At 69.8% G+C, this 21350-nt stretch carries 18 protein-coding genes and 1 tRNA gene; 8 read left to right on the top strand and 11 right to left on the bottom strand.

Annotated elements, in window-relative coordinates:
• The first annotated feature begins 7 nt into the window (after positions 1-7).
• The 4 genes from ACI2LP_RS21160 to ACI2LP_RS21145 are packed head-to-tail and all read left to right on the top strand — an operon-like array spanning position 8 to position 4400.
• Positions 8-937, top strand: a complete 930-nt coding sequence (locus ACI2LP_RS21160; RefSeq protein ID WP_355832226.1) for a branched-chain amino acid ABC transporter permease — start codon at positions 8-10, stop codon at positions 935-937.
• Positions 938-942: 5 nt separating this feature from the next.
• Complete coding sequence (locus tag ACI2LP_RS21155) at positions 943-2769, top strand: branched-chain amino acid ABC transporter permease (RefSeq protein ID WP_404726028.1); 1827 nt, start codon at positions 943-945, stop codon at positions 2767-2769.
• Between the two features lie 3 nt (positions 2770-2772).
• Positions 2773-3684 carry an ABC transporter ATP-binding protein gene (locus ACI2LP_RS21150; protein ID WP_404726027.1) on the top strand — a complete coding sequence of 304 codons (912 nt, stop codon included), beginning with the start codon at positions 2773-2775 and terminating at the stop codon, positions 3682-3684.
• Entirely contained in the window at positions 3684-4400 is a 717-nt protein-coding gene (locus ACI2LP_RS21145; protein ID WP_404726026.1) for an ABC transporter ATP-binding protein, read from the top strand. The genes ACI2LP_RS21150 and ACI2LP_RS21145 overlap by 1 nt, the downstream gene beginning before the upstream one ends.
• 91 nt (positions 4401-4491) lie before the next feature.
• On the opposite strand, the gene ACI2LP_RS21140 is transcribed toward ACI2LP_RS21145, so the two are convergent.
• Entirely contained in the window at positions 4492-5145 is a 654-nt protein-coding gene (locus tag ACI2LP_RS21140; RefSeq protein ID WP_404726025.1) for an ANTAR domain-containing response regulator, read from the bottom strand.
• 99 nt (positions 5146-5244) lie between these two features.
• On the opposite strand from ACI2LP_RS21140, the gene ACI2LP_RS21135 reads away from it, so the two are divergent.
• Positions 5245-5317 (top strand) — tRNA-Leu (locus ACI2LP_RS21135).
• A gap of 59 nt (positions 5318-5376) precedes the next feature.
• On the opposite strand, the gene pyk is transcribed toward ACI2LP_RS21135, so the two are convergent.
• On the bottom strand, positions 5377-6810 hold the full coding sequence (gene pyk / locus ACI2LP_RS21130) for a pyruvate kinase (RefSeq protein ID WP_404726024.1): 1434 nt from the start codon (positions 6808-6810) through the stop codon (positions 5377-5379).
• Positions 6811-6954: 144 nt separating this feature from the next.
• Positions 6955-7668, bottom strand: coding sequence for an SIMPL domain-containing protein (locus ACI2LP_RS21125; RefSeq protein WP_360873967.1), 714 nt, complete (start codon positions 7666-7668; stop codon positions 6955-6957).
• A gap of 181 nt (positions 7669-7849) precedes the next feature.
• On the opposite strand from ACI2LP_RS21125, the gene ACI2LP_RS21120 reads away from it, so the two are divergent.
• A complete protein-coding gene (locus ACI2LP_RS21120) occupies positions 7850-9664 on the top strand; it encodes a bifunctional metallophosphatase/5'-nucleotidase (RefSeq protein WP_404726023.1) in 1815 nt (604 codons plus the stop codon).
• Here the strand turns inward: ACI2LP_RS21120 and ACI2LP_RS21115 are convergent, their stop codons facing one another.
• From ACI2LP_RS21115 to ACI2LP_RS21085, 7 genes are all read right to left on the bottom strand, one after another.
• Complete coding sequence (locus tag ACI2LP_RS21115) at positions 9665-11104, bottom strand: lysine N(6)-hydroxylase/L-ornithine N(5)-oxygenase family protein (protein WP_404726022.1); 1440 nt, start codon at positions 11102-11104, stop codon at positions 9665-9667.
• On the bottom strand, positions 11101-12483 hold the full coding sequence (locus tag ACI2LP_RS21110; RefSeq protein WP_404726021.1) for a pyridoxal phosphate-dependent decarboxylase family protein: 1383 nt from the start codon (positions 12481-12483) through the stop codon (positions 11101-11103). The genes ACI2LP_RS21115 and ACI2LP_RS21110 overlap by 4 nt, the downstream gene beginning before the upstream one ends.
• Positions 12484-12714: 231 nt before the next feature.
• Complete coding sequence (pepN, locus tag ACI2LP_RS21105; protein WP_404726020.1) at positions 12715-15207, bottom strand: aminopeptidase N; 2493 nt, start codon at positions 15205-15207, stop codon at positions 12715-12717.
• 70 nt (positions 15208-15277) lie between these two features.
• Positions 15278-15679, bottom strand: a complete 402-nt coding sequence (locus ACI2LP_RS21100; protein ID WP_404726019.1) for a type II toxin-antitoxin system VapC family toxin — start codon at positions 15677-15679, stop codon at positions 15278-15280.
• Positions 15676-15972 (bottom strand): type II toxin-antitoxin system Phd/YefM family antitoxin, encoded by a 297-nt coding sequence (locus ACI2LP_RS21095; RefSeq protein WP_404726018.1) that lies wholly within the window; start codon positions 15970-15972, stop codon positions 15676-15678. The genes ACI2LP_RS21100 and ACI2LP_RS21095 overlap by 4 nt, the downstream gene beginning before the upstream one ends.
• An 84-nt stretch (positions 15973-16056) precedes the next feature.
• Entirely contained in the window at positions 16057-16362 is a 306-nt protein-coding gene (locus ACI2LP_RS21090; protein ID WP_360873982.1) for a chorismate mutase, read from the bottom strand.
• 11 nt (positions 16363-16373) lie between these two features.
• Entirely contained in the window at positions 16374-17261 is an 888-nt protein-coding gene (locus ACI2LP_RS21085; RefSeq protein WP_404726017.1) for a helix-turn-helix domain-containing protein, read from the bottom strand.
• A 157-nt stretch (positions 17262-17418) separates the two neighbouring features.
• Between ACI2LP_RS21085 and ACI2LP_RS21080 the strand changes: the two genes are divergently transcribed.
• Positions 17419-19176: a beta-galactosidase family protein gene (locus tag ACI2LP_RS21080; RefSeq protein WP_404726016.1), complete on the top strand. Its 1758-nt coding sequence runs from the start codon at positions 17419-17421 to the stop codon at positions 19174-19176.
• Positions 19177-19447: 271 nt separating this feature from the next.
• Here the strand turns inward: ACI2LP_RS21080 and ACI2LP_RS21075 are convergent, their stop codons facing one another.
• Entirely contained in the window at positions 19448-20206 is a 759-nt protein-coding gene (locus tag ACI2LP_RS21075; RefSeq protein ID WP_404726216.1) for a S1 family peptidase, read from the bottom strand.
• Between the two features lie 234 nt (positions 20207-20440).
• Between ACI2LP_RS21075 and ACI2LP_RS21070 the strand changes: the two genes are divergently transcribed.
• Complete coding sequence (locus ACI2LP_RS21070) at positions 20441-21349, top strand: hypothetical protein (RefSeq protein ID WP_404726015.1); 909 nt, start codon at positions 20441-20443, stop codon at positions 21347-21349.
• Position 21350 lies beyond the last annotated feature (1 nt).

The raw sequence follows: 21350 nt of genomic DNA, 5'->3' as shown, positions 1-21350 counted from the left end.
ACCTGCGGTGCACGAACTGCCGCAACAGCTGGTCAACGGCCTGCTACTGGGATCCATGTACGGGCTCGTCGCCATCGGCTACACGATGGTTTATGGCATTGTCCAGCTCATCAACTTCGCCCATGGCGAGATCTTCATGACCGGAGGGTTCGGGGCCCTCACGGTCTGGCTCATCCTTCCCACCGGCACCACCATGTGGCTTGCCCTGCCACTCATGCTCATCGGCGCGATCATCGTCGCCACCACCATCGCGGTCGGGGCGGAACGGTTCGCCTACCGACCGCTGCGCACCGCACCCCGCCTCGCACCACTCATCACCGCCATCGGCCTCTCGCTGGCTCTCCAGCAGGCGGTGTGGGCCTGGTACCCCGAGGCGAAGTCCTCCCGCACCTTCCCCGAAATCCCAGGTGGCCCCTTCCACCTCGGCAGCATCACCATCCAGACCGGTGACATCTTCCTGCTGATCGCCGCTCCCATCTGTATGGCGATCCTCGCGTTCTTCGTCATGAAGACCCGCACCGGACGCGGTATGCAGGCCACCGCCCAGGATCCGGACACGGCCAAGCTCATGGGCATCAACACCGACCGCATCATCGTGGTCGCGTTCGCCCTCGGCGCCGCCTTCGCGGCCGTCGGAGCCGTCGCGTACGGCCTCAAGTACGGCGAAGTGAACTTCCGCATGGGCTTCATCCTCGGCCTCAAGGCGTTCACCGCAGCCGTCCTCGGCGGAATCGGCAACATCTACGGCGCCATGCTGGGCGGTCTCGCCCTGGGCATCGCCGAAACCATGGCCACGGCCTACATCAACGACATCCCCGGCATGCAGCAGCTCGGCGGCCAGTCCTGGGCCGACGTCTGGGCCTTCGTACTTCTCATCGTCGTGCTCCTCGTCAGGCCACAGGGCCTCCTCGGCGAGCGCGTCGCGGACAGGGCGTGACACCGATGACGACACAGACCACCACCGCGGAAACCCCGCGGACCCCGGCCGACAGCGCACAGTCGGGCCTCATCGCCCTCCCGCCGACCATCGCGCGAGCGGTTGCCACCGGCGGCGGTGCCCTCACCGTCATCTCGGCGTTCCTCGCCTGGACCTGGACGGCCGCCTTCCCCGGCGACCTCACCGTCTACGGCTACCCCGGCGGACTCCAGTGGCTCGTCCTCATCGCGGGCGCCCTGACCACCCTGTTCGGACTCTCCTCGTACGGGGTCAAGGGCCTGAAGTGGCTCACCCCCGCGGGTGCCGACCCGGCGATCAGGCTCTCCGCCTACGCCGCCTACGCAACCACCTGGTTCACGCTGATCGCGATCAGCAAGGAGCTCGGCGGCCTCGCCAACCTGGAGCCCGGCGGCTTCTTCGCCGGCATTGTCAGCCTCGTCGCCCTCATTGGCGCCCGGTCGCTGCCCTTCGAGCGGCCGAAGGTCGACCCGGCGGACCCCGATGAGAACTGGTGGGGACGGTACAAGCACAACCGGCGCAACCGCATAATCATCGCCAAGGCTGCCTACGCCAGCGGCACCGCGGCACCCGCCCGCAAGCTGCCCTCCTACGTCGAGATCCTGATCATCGTCGCGGCGCTCAGCTTCGGCCTGGTCGTCTTCACGTACGGCATCGGCACCGAGTACGACGAGCTCTTCGTCGGCTTCCTCATCACCGCCGGTTTCGGGTTCGGCGCGCTCTTCAAGGCCGGGCTGGTCGGACGGGTGTCCGCGATCACCGCGAAGCACCGCAACGTGACGATGGCCGGCGCGTTCGCCGCCGCCGCCGCGTTCCCCTTCACCCAGTCCGACGACCAGTACGCGACCATCGGCGTCTACATCCTGATCTTCGCCACCGTCGCCCTCGGTCTGAACATCGTCGTCGGCCTCGCCGGACTCCTCGACCTCGGTTACGTCGCCTTCCTCGGCGTCGGCGCGTACGCCGCGGCCATGGTCTCCGGATCGCCGTCCTCGCCGTTCGACGTCCACTTCCCCTTCTGGGGAGCGGTCCTCGTCGGCGCCACCGCGTCCATGGTCTTCGGCGTCCTCATCGGCGCCCCGACCCTGCGACTGCGCGGCGACTACCTCGCGATCGTCACGCTCGGCTTCGGTGAGATCTTCCGGATCACCGTCAACAACCTCGACGGCACCTCGGGCCCCGACATCACCAACGGGTCCAACGGCATCTCGTCGATCCCGAACCTGGAGATGTTCGGCTTCGACTTCGGACTCGAGCACAGCATCTTCGGCGTCACCATCGGCCGGTTCGCGAACTACTTCTTCCTGATGCTGCTGATCACCCTGATCGTCGTGGTGGTCTTCCGCCGCAGCGGTGACTCCCGCATCGGCCGCGCCTGGATCGCGATCCGCGAGGACGAGACCGCGGCGCTCGCCATGGGCATCAACGGCTTCCGGGTCAAGCTCATCGCGTTCGCCCTCGGTGCGACTCTCGCCGGCCTCGCCGGCACGGTCCAGGCACACGTCACCTACACCGTGACGCCGGAGCAGTACCAGTTCGCCCACGTCGTCCCGCCGAACTCGGCCTTCCTGCTGGCTGCGGTCGTCCTCGGCGGCATGGGCACCATCAGCGGACCCCTCGTCGGCGCCGCGCTGCTCTACCTGATCCCGGCCAAGCTGCAGTTCCTCGGCGACTACCAGCTCCTCGCCTTCGGCCTTGCGCTCGTACTCCTGATGCGCTTCAGGCCCGAGGGACTCATCCCCAACCGGCGCCGCCAGCTCGAGTTCCACGAATCCGCGGAAGCGCCCGCAGTCCTCAGCAAGACAGGGGCCTGATCCATGACCACCGACACCACCACGAAGGACACCGCCCCGGCCACGGCGCCCGGCGAGACGGTCCTCGACGCCCGCGGCGTCACCATGCGGTTCGGCGGCCTCACCGCCGTACGCTCGGTCGACCTCACCGTCAACAGCGGCGAGATCGTCGGCCTCATCGGCCCCAACGGCGCGGGGAAGACCACCTTCTTCAACTGCCTCACCGGTCTCTACATCCCCACCGAGGGCGAGGTCCGCTACAAGGGCACCGTCCTCCCCGCCAAGTCCTTCAAGGTCACGGCGGCGGGCGTCGCGCGCACCTTCCAGAACATCCGCCTCTTCGGCAACATGACCGTCCTGGAAAATGTGCTCGTCGGCCGCCACACCCGTACCAAGGAAGGCCTCTGGTCCGCCCTCCTGCGCGGCCCCGGCTTCCACAAGGCCGAGGCCAAGTCCCGGGCACGGGCCATGGAACTCCTCGAGTTCATCGGCCTCGCCGGCAAGGCCGAGCACCTCGCCCGCAACCTCCCCTACGGCGAGCAGCGCAAGCTCGAGATCGCGCGCGCCCTGGCGAGCGACCCGGGTCTGCTCCTCCTGGACGAGCCGACGGCCGGCATGAACCCGCAGGAGACCCGGGCCACCGAGGAACTCGTCTTCGCCATCCGGGACATGGGCATCGCCGTCCTCGTCATCGAGCACGACATGCGCTTCATCTTCAACCTGTGCGACCGCGTCGCGGTGCTCGTCCAGGGCGAGAAGCTCATCGAGGGCGACAGCGAAACCGTCCAGGGAGACGAGCGAGTCATCGCCGCCTACCTCGGCGAACCCTTCGAAGGCGCCCCCGGCGACGAAGAAGTCGCGGAAGTGGTAGCGGCAGAAACCGGCGCAGCGGAGTCCACCGGACCCGCCGAGTCCGCCAGCAAGGAGAACGACTGATGACCGCACTTCTCGAAGTCGAGGACCTGCGCGTCGCCTACGGCAAGATCGAGGCCGTCAAGGGCATCTCGTTCAGCGTCCAGGCCGGCGAGGTCGTCACCCTGATTGGCACCAACGGCGCCGGCAAGACCACCACGCTGCGCACCCTCTCGGGCCTTCTCAAGCCCGTCGGCGGCCAGGTCAAGTTCAACGGCAAGTCGCTCAAGAAGGTACCGGCCCACCAGATCGTCTCGCTCGGTCTCGCCCACTCCCCCGAGGGGCGGCACATCTTCCCGCGCATGACGATCGAGGACAACCTGCGGCTGGGCGCCTTCCTCCGCAGCGACAAGGCCGGAATCGAGAAGGACATCCAGCGCGCCTACGACCTCTTCCCCATCCTGGGTGAGCGGCGCAAGCAGGCCGCGGGCACGCTCTCCGGCGGCGAGCAGCAGATGCTCGCCATGGGTCGCGCGCTCATGTCCCAGCCCAAGCTGCTCATGCTCGACGAGCCCTCCATGGGTCTCTCCCCGATCATGATGCAGAAGATCATGGCGACGATCGTCGAGCTCAAGGCCCAGGGCACCACCATTCTGCTCGTCGAGCAGAATGCCCAGGCCGCGCTCTCGCTCGCCGACCAGGGCCATGTCATGGAGATCGGCAACATCGTGCTCTCGGGCACGGGCCAGGACCTGCTCCACGACGACTCGGTCCGCAAGGCATACCTCGGCGAGGACTGAGCCGTACGCATACGGAGAGGCCCGCACCCCGAGCTCGGGGTGCGGGCCTCTCCGTATGTACTGCTGAATGCGCTGTGTACTGCTGAATGCGCTATTCGCCCTTCGCGGCCTTCTTCTCCTCGGCGTCCTCGATGACCGCCTCGGCCACCTGCTGCATCGACAGCCGCCGGTCCATCGACGTCTTCTGGATCCAGCGGAAGGCGTTCGGCTCGGTGAGCCCGTACTGCGTCTGCAGAATGCTCTTCGCGCGGTCCACCAGCTTGCGCGTCTCCAGCCGCTGGGAGAGGTCCGCGACCTCCTGCTCCAGCGCCTTGAGCTCGGTGAAGCGGGAGACGGCCATCTCGATGGCGGGCACCACATCGCTCTTGCTGAACGGCTTCACCAGATACGCCATGGCTCCCGCGTCCCGGGCCCGCTCGACGAGATCGCGCTGCGAGAACGCGGTCAGCATCAGAACGGGGGCGATGGACTCCTCGGTGATCTTCTCGGCCGCGGAGATCCCGTCCAGGACGGGCATCTTCACATCGAGAATGACGAGGTCCGGCCGGTGCTCCCGGGCGAGCTCGACGGCCCGCTGGCCGTCTCCGGCCTCGCCGACGACCGCGTACCCCTCTTCCTCCAGCATCTCTTTGAGGTCGAGCCTGATGAGGGCCTCGTCCTCGGCGATCACCACGCGGGTCGTCAGCGGAGGGACGTGCGACTTGTCGTCATCGGCGGTGGGCTGGGGCGACTCGGGGGCGGTCACGGGACTCCTCATTCCAAGGCAGGGTGCTCCCCATGAGCCTACCCAGCTCCTGTATGGTTGGGACACGAAGGGTCTTCGCCATCCTTTGTTTCCAAGGGCGCCCCGGTAGCCCAGCGGTAGAGGCAATGGTCTCAAACACCATCCAGCGTGGGTTCGAATCCCACCCGGGGTACTTTCCCTCGTTTTCCAAGGTCACGACTGAGGCCCCTCCGAAGAGGGGCCTCGCGGCGTTTACTTGGGGCTGTCGTCCTCGCCGATGTGATGCACCCGCACCAGGTTCGTGGAGCCGGGCACTCCGGGCGGCGAGCCGGCCGTGATCACCACGGTGTCGCCCTTCTCGCAGCGGCCGATCTTCAGCAGCTCCTCGTCGACCTGGGCGACCATCGCGTCCGTGGATTCGACGCTCGGGCCGAGGAAGGTCTCCACTCCCCAGGTGAGGTTCAGCTGGGAGCGGGTGGCCGGGTCCGGGGTGAAGGCCAGCAGCGGGATCGGTGAGCGGTAGCGGGACAGGCGCCTGACGGTGTCGCCGGACTGGGTGAAGGCGACCAGGAACTTCGCGCCCAGGAAGTCACCCATCTCCGCCGCCGCACGGGCCACGGCGCCGCCCTGCGTACGGGGCTTGTTCCGTTCGGTCAGCGGCGGCAGGCCCTTGGCGAGCACGTCCTCCTCGGCCGCCTCGACGATGCGGCCCATCGTCCGCACCGTCTCGATGGGGTACTTTCCGACGCTTGTCTCGCCCGAGAGCATCACGGCGTCGGTGCCGTCGATCACGGCGTTGGCGACATCGGATGCCTCGGCGCGCGTGGGGCGGGAGTTGTCGATCATCGAGTCGAGCATCTGGGTCGCGACGATCACCGGCTTGGCGTTGCGCTTGGCGAGCTTGATCGCGCGCTTCTGGACGATCGGCACCTGCTCGAGGGGCATCTCGACGCCGAGGTCACCGCGGGCGACCATGATCCCGTCGAAGGCGGCCACGATGTCGTCGATGTTCTCGACGGCCTGCGGCTTCTCGATCTTGGCGATGACCGGGAGGCGGCGGTTCTCCTCGGCCATGATCCGGTGGACGTCCTCGATGTCGCGTCCGCTGCGTACGAAGGAGAGCGCGATGATGTCCGCGCCGATGCGCAGCGCCCAGCGGAGGTCTTCGATGTCCTTCTCGGAGAGGGCGGGCACCGAGACGGCGACACCGGGGAGGTTGAGGCCCTTGTGGTCGGAGACCATGCCGCCTTCGACGACGACGGTGCGGACCCGGGTGCCCTCGACCGCGGTCACTTCGAGGGCGACCTTGCCGTCGTCGACGAGGATGCGCTCACCGGGAGTGACATCGTCGGCCAGACCCGGATAGGTGGTGCCGCAGATCTCGCGGTCGCCCTCGATCTCCTCGACGGTGATGGTGAATTCATCGCCGCGTTCAAGGAGTACGGGTCCTTCGCGGAAGCGTCCCATCCGAATCTTCGGGCCTTGAAGGTCGGCGAGGATACCGACGCTGCGGCCCGTTTCGTCGGAGGCTTTGCGTACGCGCTGGTAGCGCTCCTCGTGCTCGGCGTAGGTGCCGTGGCTGAGGTTGAAGCGGGCGACGTCCATTCCGGCCTCGACCAATGCCTTGATCTGGTCGTATGTGTCGGTGGCGGGCCCCAGAGTACAGACGATCTTTGCTCGGCGCATGCTTCGAGCCTAGGCCTTACCGGCCAGTAGAGAATTGGTCCTGCATGACTACTCAACAACCTTTGCGTGAAGGGTTATTGACAAGTGTTGAATTGCGCGCGGGGGTGCTCCGATGAGCATTTCCGGCCGTTCGGTGCGCTCTGACTAGAGCTTCGGCGGCGTCATCGTAAAGCGGGCGTTGACCTGCGCGTACACGGTCTGTCGCTGCGGCTCCAGGTCAAGGGCCGGGGCCATTTCGGCGGACTCGTCGGATCCGTAGGCGGCCATCCGCATGCCGCCGGGGGCGGGCGGCATTCCATATGCAACGGCGTTCTCGGCGCCGAGGTCGGCGAGCTCCACCAGTGCGGCCAGTCGCGCGCCGAGGGCCTCGGCGTATTCGCGGGCCCGCTGGACCGCTTCCTTCACCGCTTGGCGGCGCGCCTCGCCGTGGGCCGGCGAGTCCGGGCGCAGCGCCCACCAGGGGCCGTCCACCCGGGTGAGTTCGAGGTCCGCGAGTCGGGTGGTGAGCTCGCCGAGCGCGGTGAAGTCGCCGAGCTCGGCGGTGATGTGGACGCGGCCGTAGTAGGCGCGGACGCGTTCGCCGCGGCCGTGCCGGGTGAGCTCGGGGGTGATGGAGAAGGCGCCGGTCTCCAGCTTCTCCACCGATTCGCCGTACGACTTGATCAGGTCCAGGACGCCTGAGTTGCGCCGGGTGAGGTCCTCCAGCGCGCTGCGCCGGTCCGTGCCGCGCGCGCTGACCGTGACACCGATCCTGGCGATCTCCGGGTCGAACTCCAGGCGTGCCTCGCCGCGCACGGCGACCCGCGGCGTCTCGGGGGTGCCGTAGGGCGCGGCGGTGGCGGGTGCGTCGGTGGTCACGGGAGGCTCCCTCTGTACTGCGTGGTCGTACCGGCGGACGTAATGGACACCTTCGCATCCCCCGCGGAACAACCGGCAGACATCAGATGGAAACCCGCGAGGGCTGTTGTTGATTGGTACTCCTGAGACAGAATCTACGCGCGTTGTGCACAGCGCGCAGCACCGAAACGAGGGAGACGAAATGCCGCTGAACCGTAGGACGTTCCTGGAGCGGTCTGCCGCCGCCGGGGCCGGCGTGGCCATCGCCGGCGCCACCGCGCTGCCGGCCGAAGCCGCAGCGGCCACCGAGCAGGACCACGGCCGGGGACGTCCGCCGAAGCGGTACTCCTTCACCGTCATGGGCACCACCGATCTGCACGGCAATGTCTTCAACTGGGACTACTTCACGGACAAGGAGTTCGACGACAAGGCGCACAACGACGTGGGCCTGGCGAAGATCTCCACGCTGGTGGAGAAGATCCGGGCGCAGAAGGGCCGGCGCAACACGCTGCTCATCGACGCCGGTGACACCATCCAGGGCACCCAGCTCTCGTACTACTACGCCAAGGTCGACCCGATCACGGCCGAGCGCGGCCCGGTGCACCCCATGGCCCAGGCCATGAACGCCATCGGATACGACGCGGCGGCGCTCGGCAACCACGAGTTCAACTACGGCATCCCGGTGCTGCGCAAGTTCCAGCAGCAGTGCCGCTTCCCGCTGCTCGGCGCGAACGCGCTGGACGCCAGGACGCTTCGCCCGGCCTTCCCGCCGTACAGCATCCACCGGCTGTGCACCCCGCACGGCCGTGACGTCAAGGTCGCGGTCCTGGGCCTGACCAACCCCGGCATCGCGATCTGGGACAAGGCCAACGTCCAGGGCAAGATGGTCTTCCCCGGTCTGGAGGAGCAGGCCGCGAAGTGGGTGCCGAAGCTGCGCTCCCTGGGCGCGGACGTCGTGATCGTCTCTGCCCACTCGGGTTCCAGCGGCACGTCCTCGTACGGCGACCAGCTCCCGTACATCGAGAACGCCGCCGCTCTGGTCGCCGAGCAGGTGCCCGGCATCGACGCGATACTCGTCGGCCACGCGCACACCGAGATCGCCGAGTACTTCGTGGCCAACAAGGAGACCGGCCAGAAGGTCGTGCTCTCCGAGCCGCTCAAGTGGGGCCAGCGGCTGACGCTGTTCGACTTCGAACTGGTCTGGCAGAAGGGCCGCTGGACGGTGGAGACGGTCGGCGCGCAGGTCCTCAACTCCAACACGGCCGACGAGGACCCGAAGATCACCAAGCTGCTCGGCGACGAGCACACGAAGGTCGTGGCCTACGTCAACCAGGTCATCGGCACCTCCGCCGCCGCGATGACCACGGCCGATGCGCCGTGGAAGGACGAGCCGATCATTGATCTGATCAATCACGTCCAGGCTCAGACAGTGCAGGCGGCGCTGGCCGGCGGCCAGTACGCGGCGCTGCCGGTTCTCTCGCAGGCCTCCTGTTTCTCGCGCACCGCGGCGATCCCGGCGGGGCAGGTGACCATCAGGGACGCGGCCGGTCTCTATGTCTTCGAGAACACCCTGGAGGCGCGGCTGCTGACCGGCGCGCAGATCAAGGACTATCTGGAGTTCTCGGCGCGGTATTACGTGCAGACGCCGGCCGGCGGCCCCGTCGACACCGCCAAGCTGACCAACGCCGACAACACCCCGGACTACAACTACGACGCGATCTCGGGTCTGACGTACGAGATCGACATCGCCAAGCCGGCCGGTGCGCGGATCGCGAAGCTGTCCTTCGACGGCAAGCCGATCGACCCGGCGGCGCAGTTCGTGCTGGCCGTCAACAACTACCGGGCCGCCGGTGGCGGGAACTTCCCGCATGTCGCCAGGGCCCAGCAGCTGTGGGCCAATTCGGAGGAGATCCGGAACACGATCATCAACTGGGTGAAGGCGAAGGGCACGGTCGACCCGGCGCAGTTCGCGACGGTGGGCTGGAAGCTGACCCGGGACGGTACGCCCCTCTTCTGATCAGGACTGTTCCACCAGCGGCAGCAGGCCCGTCGGCACCGGTGCCGGGCGGGCCTGTTCGCGGTCCAGGCCGAAGCGGGTGAAGGCGGTGCGGCGCGGCAGCGGATAGGGCTCCTTGCCGGTCAGGGAGTTGAGGATGCCGGCGCTGCGCCATGCCGCGAGCCCGAGGTCGGGCACGCCCACACCGTGCGTATGGTGCTCCGCGTTCTGTACGTACACCGAGCCGCGCACCGATGCGTCCAGACACAGCCGGAACTGGTCGTCGATGAGCGGCCGCCCGGCCGAGTCCCAGCGCATGTACCGGTCGAGGCCGACGAGCATCCGGTCCACCGGGCGCTCGCGGTAACCGGTGGCCAGCACCACGGCGTCGGTGGTGAGCCGGGAGCGGCTGCCCTGCTGGGTGTGCTCCAGATGGAGCTCGATCTTGGTGGTGCCGACCCGGCCCGCGGTGCGTACGGTGACGCCGGGGGTGAGGACGGCGTCGGGCCAGCCGCCGTGCAGCGTACGGCGGTAGAGCTCGTCGTGGATCGCCGCGATGGTGCTGGCGTCGATGCCCTTGTGGAGCTGCCACTGGCGCGGGACGAGACCGTTGCGCGTCTGTTCGGGCAGCGCGTGGAAGTAGCGCATGTAGTCGGGGGTGAAGTGCTCCAGGCCGAGCTTGGAGTACTCCATCGGCGCGAACGCCTCCGAACGGCCCAGCCAGTGAAGCTTCTCGCTGCCCGCGGGGCGGGCCCGCAGCAGGTCGAGGAAGACCTCCGCGCCCGACTGCCCGGAGCCGATGATCGTGATGCGCTCGGCCGCCAGCAGCCGTTCCCGGTGGTGGAGATAGTCCGCGGAGTGGATGACCGGGACGGTGACGGCGTCGGCGAGCGGTTTGAGCGGCTCCGGGACGTACGGCTCGGTGCCGACGCCGAGCGCGATGTTCCGGGTGTATGCGCGGCCCAGGGCCTCGACCTCGCCCTCGGCGTCGAGCTGGGTGAAGTCGACCTCGAACAGGGCGCGTTCGGGGTTCCAGCGGACGGCGTCGACCTGGTGGCCGAAGTACAGACCGGGCAGCTTGTCGCTGACCCAGCGGCAGTAGGCGTCGTACTCGGCACGGTGGATGTGGAACTTCTCGGCGAAGTAGAAGGGGAAGAGCCGCTCCTGGGAGCGCAGATAGTTGAGGAAGGTCCAGGGGCTGGCCGGGTCGGCGAGGGTCACCAGGTCCGCGAGGAAGGGGACCTGGATCGTCGCGCCCTCGATCAGCAGGCCGGGATGCCAGGCGAAGGCGGGCCGCTGCTCGTAGAAGGCGGTGGCGAGTCCGCCCGGGACGCCGTGCGCGAGCGCGGCGAGGGAGAGGTTGACCGGCCCGATGCCGACGCCCACGAGGTCATGGGGCTGGGAGTCCCCCCACGCCCCCGGGGCGTAGGGGGTGGGTTCGGTTGCAGGCGTTCCGGTCATCGGGGGGTGCTGCCTTCCACGAGTTCGATCAGGGCTTCGAGGTCGCCCAGGGTGGCGTGCGGGTTGAGCAGGGTGGCCTTGAGCCAGAGCCGGCCGTCGGCGCGGGCCCGGCCGAGGACGGCGCGGCCCTCGGCGAGGAGGGTGCGGCGGACGGCGGCGGTCTGCTCGTCGGTGGCCGCGGCGGGGCGGAACAGGACGGTGGGCAGGGTGGGCCGCGCGTACAGCTCCAGGCGGGGGTGCTTCTCGATCAGGCCGGCGAACTGGTGGGCGGCGGCGCAGCTGCGGTCGATCAGCGCGGCGAGACCGGTGCGGCCCAGGGCCCGGAGGGTGACGGCGACCTTGAGGATGTCGGCGCGGCGGGTCGTCCGCAAGGAGCGGCCCAGCAGGTCCGGCAGGCCGGCCTCGGTGTCGTCGTCGGCGTTGAGGTAGTCGGCGCTGACGGCGAGGGGGGCGAGGCGGGCCCGGTCCGGTACGGCGAGCATGCCCGCCGCGACCGGTTGCCAGCCCAGTTTGTGCAGATCGAGGGTGACGGAGTGGGCGCGCTCCAGGCCCGCGAGCCTGCCACGGTGTTCCTCGCTGAACACGAGCGGTCCGCCGTAGGCGGCATCCACATGGAGCTCGGCTCGGTGACGGTCGCAGAGGTCCGCGATCTCGGGGAGCGGATCGATTCGCCCCGTGTCGGTGGTGCCGGCGGTGGCGGCGACGAGGAGCGGGCCGGACGCCTCCGTGAGGGCCTCGTGCAGCGCGGCGAGGTCGAGAACGCCGGAGGGTGTGGGTACGGTCACCGGCTCGGGCAGGCCGAGCAGCCAGGCCGCGCGGTGTACGGAGTGGTGGGCGGCGGCCCCGCAGATCACCTGGACCGCGCCGTGACGTTCGCGGGCGAGCAGCAGGCCGAGCTGGTTGGACTCGGTGCCGCCGGTGGTGACCAGGGCGTCGGGGTCGGGCCCGTGCGGATAGACCTCGGCGGCGAGCGCACGGCAGACCGCGGCCTCCAGCTCGGACGCGGCCGGGGCCTGGTCCCAGGAGTCCAGCGACGGATTGAGCGCGGAGGCGGCGAGGTCGGCGGCGACGGCGAGCGCGAGGGGCGGGGTGTGCAGGTGCGCGGCGCACAGCGGGTCGGCAGGGTCGGCGGCGCCGTGCGCGACGGTGTGGACGAGGGTGCGCAGGGCGGCTTCGGCACCGGTGCCGAGGCCGGGGAGCACGGGTTGGGCGGCCGCGCGCACGCGCGCGGCGACGGCGCGGGGGCCGCCCTTCGGGAACGGCCCGCCGCGGGCCGCCGCGCCTTCGCGGAGTGCGTCGAGCACGACGGCAAGCAGCGGCCCCAGGGCGTCGGGGCCTGTGGTCCCTCCGGCGAGGGGCGGGCCGGGCGGCGTACTCATGCGGGTCCTTCGGGTGAGCGCGGGGTGTCGCCTACCTCAACGATCGGAACCCGAAGGTGGTATTGGCTGGGGGCAAGCCCCCAGACCCCCGAAAGCGACCTCCGGCCGCTTGTCCTCAATCTCCCCCAGACTTCATTCGGGGGGACCCCGGACGGGCTTGATATGCCCGGGCACATCAAGCCTCGCCGGCGATTGAGGCGCGGGGGCCCGGGGGCGGAGCCCCCGGAACGGTTACCCCGCGCGCACCCTCAGCGCGCGGCGGAGGTCGTCGAGCTGGTCCACCAGCTTGCGGCGCAGCGCCGGGATCATCTCGGCGTCGCGCAGACACCCCTCGCCCAGGCTCAGCGTCTCCGCGTCCACCGCGTGCAGCGGAAAGGCGTACCGGCCCGCGGCCTCGGCGATGGCCGGGCCGCGGCGGGTGGCGACCGCCACCGAGTCCGGGTAGTAGCGGGGGACGTACTCCCGTACCAGATCGGCCTGCTCGGGCTGCCAGAAGCCCTGGGCAGTGGCGGTGAACAGGTAGTTGGACAGGGAGTCGGTGGTGAACATCCGCTGCCAGGCGGCCGCCTTCGCCTCCGCGGTCGGCAGCGCCGCACGGCAACGGGCGGCGCCCTCCTGGCCGGTGGCGCTGGGGTCACGGTCCAGTTCCGCGGCGATCGCCGTGTCGTCGGTCGCGCCGAGGACGGCGAGGCGGTAGAGGATGCGCCAGCGCAGCTCGGGGTCGAGCTCCGGGCCGCCGGGCACGCTGCCGTCGCCGAACCACTCCTGGAGCGTCTCGGGCTGTGCGGCGGCGTCGATGAAGTGGCGTACGGCGGTGAGGCGCAGGCCGGGGTTGTTTCCGTCCTCGGTGCGACGCAGCAGATCGCGGCAGATGCCCCTCAGCACGCCGAGGGCGGCGGGCCGCTCGTCGGCGGTGAGGTAGCGGTCGGCGAGTTGGACGGCGGCGAAGACGAGGACGCCCTGGACGACGGCGAGGTCCGACTCGCGCGGGAGGTGGGCGCGGGCGGCCTCCAGATAGGCGGCGGGGGCGAGTTCACCGTCGCGGACCATGTCGCGGGCGGCGTTCCACACGACCGCGCGCGTCAGCGGGTCCGGGATGCCGGAGAGGGAGCGTACGACCGTGTCCCAGGAGGTGGCGTCGAGGCGGACCTTGGCGTAGCTGGCGTCGCCGTCGTTGAGGACGACGAGGGCGGGACGGCGGCCCGGCTGGGCACCGTCGTTCCCGTTCTGCGGGATGTCCAGGTCGAGGCGGGTGCGCAGCACGAGCCGCCCGGGGTCCACCGGGTCGATGTCGTACGCGCCCACCGCGATGCGGTGCGGGCGGCTGCCGTCCTGGGCGATCCGGAGCGACCAGCTGCCGCCGGACTCGGCGACCGTCGGGGTGAGGGTGTCCACACCGGTCGTACGCAGCCAGGACTCGGCCCATGCGTGCACATCGCGGTCCGTGGCCTGCGCCAGGGAGTCGATGAAGTCGGCGAGGGTCGCGTTGCCGAACTTGTGCCGGGCGAAATGGGTGTTGATGCCGGCGAGGAAGTCCTTCTCGCCGAGCCAGACGACGAGCTGCCGCAGCGCGGACGCGCCCTTGGCGTACGAGATGCCGTCGAAGTTGAGCATCGCGGACGCGGTGTCGGGGACGGCTTCAGGATCGGGCGCGACGGGGTGGGTGGAGGGCCGCTGGTCGGCGTCGTAACCCCAGGACTTGCGGCCGATGCCGAAGTCGACCCAGGTGTCGGTGAAGCGGGTGGCCTCGGTGAGGGTCTGGTACCCCATGTACTCGGCGAAGGACTCGTTGAGCCAGATGTCGTCCCACCACTTGAGCGTGACGAGGTCGCCGAACCACATGTGGGCCATCTCGTGGGCGATGACCATGGCGCGGGTCTGCCGCTCGGTGTCGGTGACGGCGGAGCGGTAGACGAACTCGTCGCGGAAGGTGACCAGGCCGGGGTTCTCCATGGCCCCGGCGTTGAACTCGGGCACGAAGGCCTGATCGTACGAGTCGAAGGGGTACGGCTCTTCGAACTTCTCGTGGTACCGGTCGTAGCACTGGCGCGTGATCTCGAGGATCTCGTCGGCGTCGGCGTCCAGGTAGGGGGCGAGCGAGCGGCGGCAGTGAATGCCGAAGGGCAGTCCGGCGTGCTCGGTGTGCACGGAGTGCCAGGGTCCTGCGGCGACGGCGACGAAGTAGGTGGCGAGCGGCGGGGTCGGCGCGCAGGTCCACCTGCCGTCGCCGTCGTGCGTGGCAACACCGTTGCCGAGGACGGTCCAGCCCTCGGGCGCGGTGACCGACAGCTCGAACACGGCCTTGAGATCGGGCTGGTCGAAGGCGGCGAAGACGCGCTGGACGTCCTCCATGAACAGCTGGGTGTAGACGTATGTCTCGCCGTCGGTGGGGTCGGTGAAGCGGTGCATGCCCTCGCCGGTACGGGAGTAGCGCATGTCCGCCTCGATGCGCAGCTCGTGCTCTCCGGCACTCAGCCCGCGGAGCGCGAGCCGGTTCTCGACGAGCGACTCGGGGTCGAGGGGCTGTCCGTCGAGGGTGACGGAGCGCAGCACGTCCGGCTTGAGCTCGACGAAGGTGTTCCCGTCCGCGCGAGCCGTGAAGTGTATGACGGTACGTGAGTCGAAGGTCTGCTCCCCGGAGGTGAGATCGAGGTCGATCGTGTACCTGTGGACGTCGAGGAGCTTGGCTCGGATCTGCGCTTCGTCGCGCGTCAGTACGGACATGGGGGCAATGCTGCCTGATGGGACCTGTCCCGCACACGGGGTATTGATTGCGCTGTCAGCGCACGCACTTCTACGCGCCGGGGGCCGTGACCGGCAGGTCCCGCTCGGTGGCCGCCGCGGCCAGCCGCTTGTCGTAGGTGACGAAGGCGGTCAGCGCCTGTTCGAGGTGTTCGGCACACGCGAGGTGGATCGCATGGAGGCTGCGCAGATGACGCTGCGGGATCCGGCCGGCTGCGCGCAGGATCGGGTCGGTGAGACGGATGCGCAGTACGCGGTCGAGCATCTCCTCGGCGGCGTCGCCCACTTCGGGGTCCGCCCCTGCGCGTACGAGTGCGCGGGCCACCTCGGTCTGGGTGAGTGCGGCGGTGACATGGCCTTCCGCAGCTCGTGCGGCCAGCAAGGTGCGCAGTGCGTCCGTCTCGGGCTCGGGGAGGAGCAGCTTCAGCAGCGCGCAGGAATCGAGGTAGATCAACGGTCTTCTTCCGCTCGCAGCGCCAGCAGGACCTCGGAGAGCCTGGCCGGCGGACCGGGACGGGCGGCCAGGGGCTGCCAGTCGCCGAGCCCGCGCGCGGATTCGGCGTTCTCCGGGTCGACGGTGCCCGTGCGGACGAGGTCCTCCATCACGCGCTGTTCAGGGTCCGGTGGGGCGAGCACCGCAACGAGCCTGCCGTTGCGCGTGATCTCCACACGCTCACCGGCCGCGACCCTCTCGATGAGCTCGCTCGCGTGCTGCTGAAGCCGGCGGACCGGCACTCTTGTGGCCATGGCACCCACGCTACGAGCAGCGTGCGGCGCCTTCCAGCAGCGTGCGGCGCTTTCGCCCGTACGAAGTACGCAGGAGCGGTGCGGTCAGGAGCGGGCGATCGTCTCGTGGTGACGGATCACCTCGGCGATGATGAAGTTCAGCAGCTTCTCGGCGAACGCCGGGTCCAGTTTCGCGCTCTCCGCGAGCTGCCTCAGCCGCTCGATCTGGCGGGACTCCCGCTCCGGGTCGGCCGGTGGCAGGTGGTGCTGCGCCTTGAGGTGGCCGACCTGCTGGGTGCACTTGAAGCGTTCGGCGAGCATGTGGACGACTGCCGCGTCGATGTTGTCGATGCTCTCGCGCAGTCGGTTCAGCTCGGCGCGCACGTTCTCGTCGATGTCCCTCGTGGTCATGGTCAGCGAGCTTACGTCGGACCGGTGGCGATCGTCGGGGGGTGTTCGGGATCCGGGATCTGGTTGCTCCAGCCGCCGGGGACCGTACGGCCCTGCTGCTCGCGGAAGCGGATGGGCGCGGTGCCGACGCGACGGGTGAAGAGCCGCGAGAAGTAGGCCGGGTCCTCGTAGCCGACGCGGCGGGCCACGGCGGCGACCGGGAGTTCGGTGGCCGCGAGGAGTTCCTTGGCGCGGCCGAGGCGGATGGCGAGGAGGTAGTCCTTGGGGCTGCAGCCCGCGCCGCGGCGGACCGCGGTGCGCAGCTCGGCGGGGGTCATACCGTGGCGGGCCGCGTGTTCGGCGACGGTGAGCGGCTGGAAGGCGTCCCGCGCGAGGGCGCTGAGCACCGGGTCGCCGTCGGCGTTGGTGTCGGCGCGGCCACGGCGCAGGGCGACCAGGAGTTCATGGACGGCGGCGGCCGTCTCGACCTCCAGGAGCGGGTTGCCCCGGCGTGCGGCGCGGGCGATGCGGCCCACCGCGGCGCGGGCCCCGGCGGCGTCGGACAGGGGAACGACGGGACGCTCGGGCTCTATGTAGCCGAGTTCGGTGTACGTGGCGGTGGCAGGCCCGGCGAAGTCGACGAAGCTCTCGTCCCAGCCGCGGTCCGGATCGGGGCCGTAGTGGTGCGGCACGCCCGGGGTGAGCCAGATCAGTGCGGGCGCGGTGACGGCGGTGCGCCGCCCGTCGGTGCCGCGGAACCAGCCGCTGCCCGCGCTGATCACGACGGCGACGTGGTGGTCGAGGGTGCGGGGCCCGACGGTGGGCAGGACGCCGTGCTGGAGCCCCACGCCGAGACAGACAAGACCGAGGCGGTGATGGACCGGGCCGGGGGTGAAATAGCGCATCCAGGTGTGATACATCCGCTTCCGCCCCTTCCTCGGGCGCCGAGTGCCGGCGCTGCGTGCCTGTGCTGCGTGCCTGTGCTGCGTCCAAACAGCGCCGATCTTTGTCCATGGACCCGCTCGCCGCCAGGGGGCCAAGGTTGGTCGCGGTACGTGACCGAGCGAGGGGCGATACGTGACCGATTTCACGGTGGGTGACCGGGATTTCCTGATGGACGGGCGGCCCGTGCGGCTGTTGTCGGGAGCGCTGCACTACTTCCGGGTGCACGAGGCGCAGTGGGACCACCGGCTGGCGATGCTGCGGGCCATGGGCCTCAACTGCGTCGAGACATACGTCCCCTGGAACCTCCACGAGCCGGGGCCCGGCCGGTACGCCGACGACGACGCACTCGGTCGCTTCCTCGACGCCGCGCACGCCGCAGGGCTGTGGGCGATCGTGCGCCCCGGTCCGTACATCTGCGCCGAGTGGGAGAACGGCGGGCTGCCGCACTGGCTGACCGGTCGCCTCGGACGGCGCGTACGCACGGAGGACGCCGAGTATCTGGGGCATGTGGAGCGCTGGTTCACCCGGCTCCTGCCGCAGGTCGTCGAGCGGCAGATCACCCGCGGCGGCCCCGTGATCATGGTGCAGGTCGAGAACGAGTACGGCAGCTACGGCTGCGACCAGGGCTATCTCCGCCATCTGGTGGACCTGCTGCGCGGCTGCGGGGTGAGCGTCCCGCTGTTCACCTCCGACGGACCCGATGACCATATGCTCACCGGCGGTTCGGTCCCGGCAGTGCTCGCGACGGTGAACTTCGGGTCGGGTGCCCGGGACGCCTTCGCGACGCTGCGCCGCCATCGGCCCACCGGACCGCTGATGTGCATGGAGTTCTGGTGCGGCTGGTTCGACCACTGGGGCAGGGACCGTGCCGTACGGGATCCGGCGGACGCGGCGGACGCGCTGCGGGAGATCCTGGAAGCCGGCGCCTCCGTGAATGTGTACATGGCGTACGGCGGGACCAGCTTCGCGGGCTGGGCGGGGGCGAACCGCGCGGGCGAACTGCATGACGGGGAGCTGGAGCCGACCGCGACTTCGTACGACTATGACGCGCCGATCGACGAGTACGGACGGCCGACGGAGAAGTTCTGGCTGTTCCGGGACGTGCTCGCGCCGTACCGCGACGGCCCGCCGGCCGGGCTGCCGGCCGCGCCCGCCGCGCTGGGTGCGCCGGTGCGCGCAGAGCTCACCGACTGGGCACCGCTCGACGACGTGCTGGAGGCGCTCGGCGACGAGGAGTCGGAAGGCCCCGTACCGCCCACGTTCGAAGAGCTCGGCGTCGACCGCGGTCTGGTCCGCTACCACGTCCGCGTCCCCGGCCCGCGCCGCCCGTATCCGCTGAGCGTCCTGGGCCTGCGGGACCTGGCCGTCGTGTACGTCGACGGGGTACGCGCAGGCGTACTCAGCGGCGAGAACGCCGCCCTTGAGGACCCGGTGGCCGGGCCCGCCGAGGTGGAGCTCTGGGTGGAGTCGCTGGGACGCGTGAACTACGGCCCGAGGACGGGTGAGCACAAGGGCATCACTGGCGGCGTACTGCACGAGCGGCAGTTCCTGCACGGCGTGCGAGCCCGGGCGCTGCGGCTGAGCGCCTTCGACGAGGACGGCGCGGTCGCGAAGGTCCCCTTCCGCGCGGTCGAGCACCGTGCCGCGGGGCCCGGCGCCGCCGGGCTGTACCGGGGCGTGCTGGACGTACAGGGCGCCGGGGACGCGAAGCTGGAACTGCCGGGCTGGCGACGGGGGTTCGTGTGGGTGAACGGCTTCTGCCTGGGGCGCTACTGGTCGGCGGGTCCGCAGCGGGGGCTGTATGTCCCGGGGCCGGTGCTGAGGGAGGGGGCGAACGAGGTGTGGGTGCTGGAGCTGGAGGGGGCGGGCGCGGGAGTCTGTCTGGGGTGACTCTCCACGTCACCGGGTTGGTGGTTGCCGTGGGCCAGGGGGCGATGGTGGTTGCTGTCCGGTGGGTGGTTTCGCGAGCGAACCGCAGCGGGGTCCGGGGCAGAGCCCCGAAAACCAGCCCCGCCGGCGTTTGACGCGCTGGAGTCCCCTTATGCCCGCAGGGCGTAGGGGGCGGAGCCTCCCCGTGCGGGGTCTGAGGCCGAGCCTCAAGGCGCGGAGGCCCGGCCCCCGGACCCCTGGCTCGGGGGTCCGGGGGCCGAGCCCCCAGGAATTACAGGTTCGCCGCCGCGGACTTGATCGCCGCCGCGAACGTGGACACCTCGGTGTAGACACCCGGGAAGTTGGGCCGCGCACAACCCTCGCCCCAGCTCACGATGCCGACCTGGATCCACGCGTTGTTGTTGTCCTTGCGGAACATCGGGCCGCCGGAGTCACCCTGACAGGTGTCGACGCCACCCTGCTGCAATCCGGCGCAGATCTCCTCACCGGCCACCAGCTCGGGGTACGCCTGCTTACAGCTGGCGTCGGAGACGAAGGGCACCTGGGCCTTGAGAAGGTAGCGCTGCTGGCCGCCACCCTCGCGGGCCGCACCCCAACCGGCCACCGTGAAGGTGCCGTTGTCGTACGCCTTCGTGTCGGCGATCTTCAGGGTGGGCAGGTCGATCGGCTTGGCGAGCTTGATCAGCGCCCAGTCCTTGCCCGTGCCGTTGTAGCCCGGGGCCTGGAGCACCTTGGTCGACTTGACCTTGATGGCGCTCGAGCTCTGCAGGTCGACGACGCCGGCGGTGGCGGTGATGCTGGTGTTGTTGCCCGAGCCGCTCACACAGTGCGCGGCGGTCAGCACGATCTGCTTGGTGTACAGCGCGCCGCCACAGCCCATGGAGAGCCGGACCATGAACGGAAACTCGCCCTGGGCGGCGCGGGTTCCGCCGACGACGGGCGGGGTGGCGGCCGAGGCCGAGGTGGGCTGGAGGCTGATCGCCGCGAGCACGACGGCACCGGCCGCGGCGCATCTCTGGAGCACACGAATGAACTGCTTCAACGGACTGCCTTTCGTGGGGGGTTGAGATTTACGCCGGCGCCGTTTCCAGGTACAGCCTGAGGCACGCTGACATGGGCCCGACAAGGCGTGACCGGATTATGGAGAGTGGATCACTCGGGCCACAAGGCGCACTTTTCGGCCAGGCCGCCGCCGCGGATTCGCGCCCGCCGCCCCGTAGAGTTGAGTCGGGCCGACCGTCGTGCATGGGGGGTACGGAACGTGGTGGCGAAGAGCAGTGAGGTCGTACACGGCTATCCGCACCTCGACACCGTGCGTGCGGCGATCACCGCGGTCCACAGACGGCTGTCACCGGACGGCGTGCACTCCTACGCCCCCAGTGTTCTGCCCGCCGATGTGGCCTTCGCCGACCAGGACGATCTCCACCTCGGCGCACAGCGCGTGGCCCGCGCCCTGGTCCAGCACCTCCATCTGCCGGACGCCCGGATGATCGTGAGCTTCCGCGAGATGCACCATGCGGCGAGCGTCGAACTCACCGCGGGCCCCGAGTACTTCATCGAGCTGAACGACCGCTTCCGCACCCACCGGAGGGACATCGGCGCCGCCCTCGCCCACGAGATCATGCATGTGCTGCTGCACCGGCTCGATCTGTCCTTCCGCGGCACCCGCGACAACGAGATCCTCACCGACACGGCGACCACCTATCTCGGCGCGGGCTGGCTGCTGCTCGACGCGTTCCGTGAGGACGACGTCTCCAGCCAGAAGCTGGGCTATCTCACCCCTGAGGAGTTCGGATACGTACTCGCCAAGCGGGCGATCGCCTTCGACGAGGACCCCTCCCCGTGGTTCACCAGCCCGCAGGGCTACACCGCGTACACCAAGGGCCGCGCCCAGGCGCTGCGCGACGCCCAGCAGCCGCCGCTCACCAGCGCGGGCTGGGCGGGTCGCCACCGCTATGCCAAGGAGCGGCGCCATGCGATGGAGCATCTGGGCCAGGCCGCCGCCCGGCACCAGGGCGCCGAGTCGTCCTCGTACTCCTTCGAGCGCGGGCCCGACGGACCGCTCGTCTCCTTCCCCTGCCCCACCTGCCACCAGCGCATCCGCGTTCCCGTACGGGGGCGGGTGCGGGCCCGCTGCGGGCTGTGCCGCACGATTCTCGAATGCGACACCTGAC

The sequence above is a fragment of the Streptomyces sp. NPDC019890 genome (assembly GCF_044903445.1).
In the GTDB taxonomy this organism is placed as follows: Bacteria; Actinomycetota; Actinomycetes; order Streptomycetales; family Streptomycetaceae; genus Streptomyces.
The sequence above is the reverse complement of the archived record's forward strand: the minus strand, read 5'-3'. Positions and strand labels throughout refer to the sequence as shown.

What these genes read in the sequence shown, in the direction of transcription:
- pepN (WP_404726020.1), bottom strand. Translation starts at nt 15,207, where the DNA reads ATGTCCGTACTGACGCGCGACGAAGCGCAGATCCGAGCCAAGCTCCTC.
- ACI2LP_RS21090 (WP_360873982.1), bottom strand. Translation starts at nt 16,362, where the DNA reads ATGACCACGAGGGACATCGACGAGAACGTGCGCGCCGAGCTGAACCGA.
- ACI2LP_RS21150 (WP_404726027.1), top strand. Translation starts at nt 2,773, where the DNA reads ATGACCACCGACACCACCACGAAGGACACCGCCCCGGCCACGGCGCCC.
- ACI2LP_RS21145 (WP_404726026.1), top strand. Translation starts at nt 3,684, where the DNA reads ATGACCGCACTTCTCGAAGTCGAGGACCTGCGCGTCGCCTACGGCAAG.
- ACI2LP_RS21110 (WP_404726021.1), bottom strand. Translation starts at nt 12,483, where the DNA reads ATGAGTACGCCGCCCGGCCCGCCCCTCGCCGGAGGGACCACAGGCCCC.
- pyk (WP_404726024.1), bottom strand. Translation starts at nt 6,810, where the DNA reads ATGCGCCGAGCAAAGATCGTCTGTACTCTGGGGCCCGCCACCGACACA.
- ACI2LP_RS21115 (WP_404726022.1), bottom strand. Translation starts at nt 11,104, where the DNA reads ATGACCGGAACGCCTGCAACCGAACCCACCCCCTACGCCCCGGGGGCG.
- ACI2LP_RS21085 (WP_404726017.1), bottom strand. Translation starts at nt 17,261, where the DNA reads ATGTATCACACCTGGATGCGCTATTTCACCCCCGGCCCGGTCCATCAC.
- ACI2LP_RS21155 (WP_404726028.1), top strand. Translation starts at nt 943, where the DNA reads ATGACGACACAGACCACCACCGCGGAAACCCCGCGGACCCCGGCCGAC.
- ACI2LP_RS21095 (WP_404726018.1), bottom strand. Translation starts at nt 15,972, where the DNA reads ATGGCCACAAGAGTGCCGGTCCGCCGGCTTCAGCAGCACGCGAGCGAG.
- ACI2LP_RS21120 (WP_404726023.1), top strand. Translation starts at nt 7,850, where the DNA reads ATGCCGCTGAACCGTAGGACGTTCCTGGAGCGGTCTGCCGCCGCCGGG.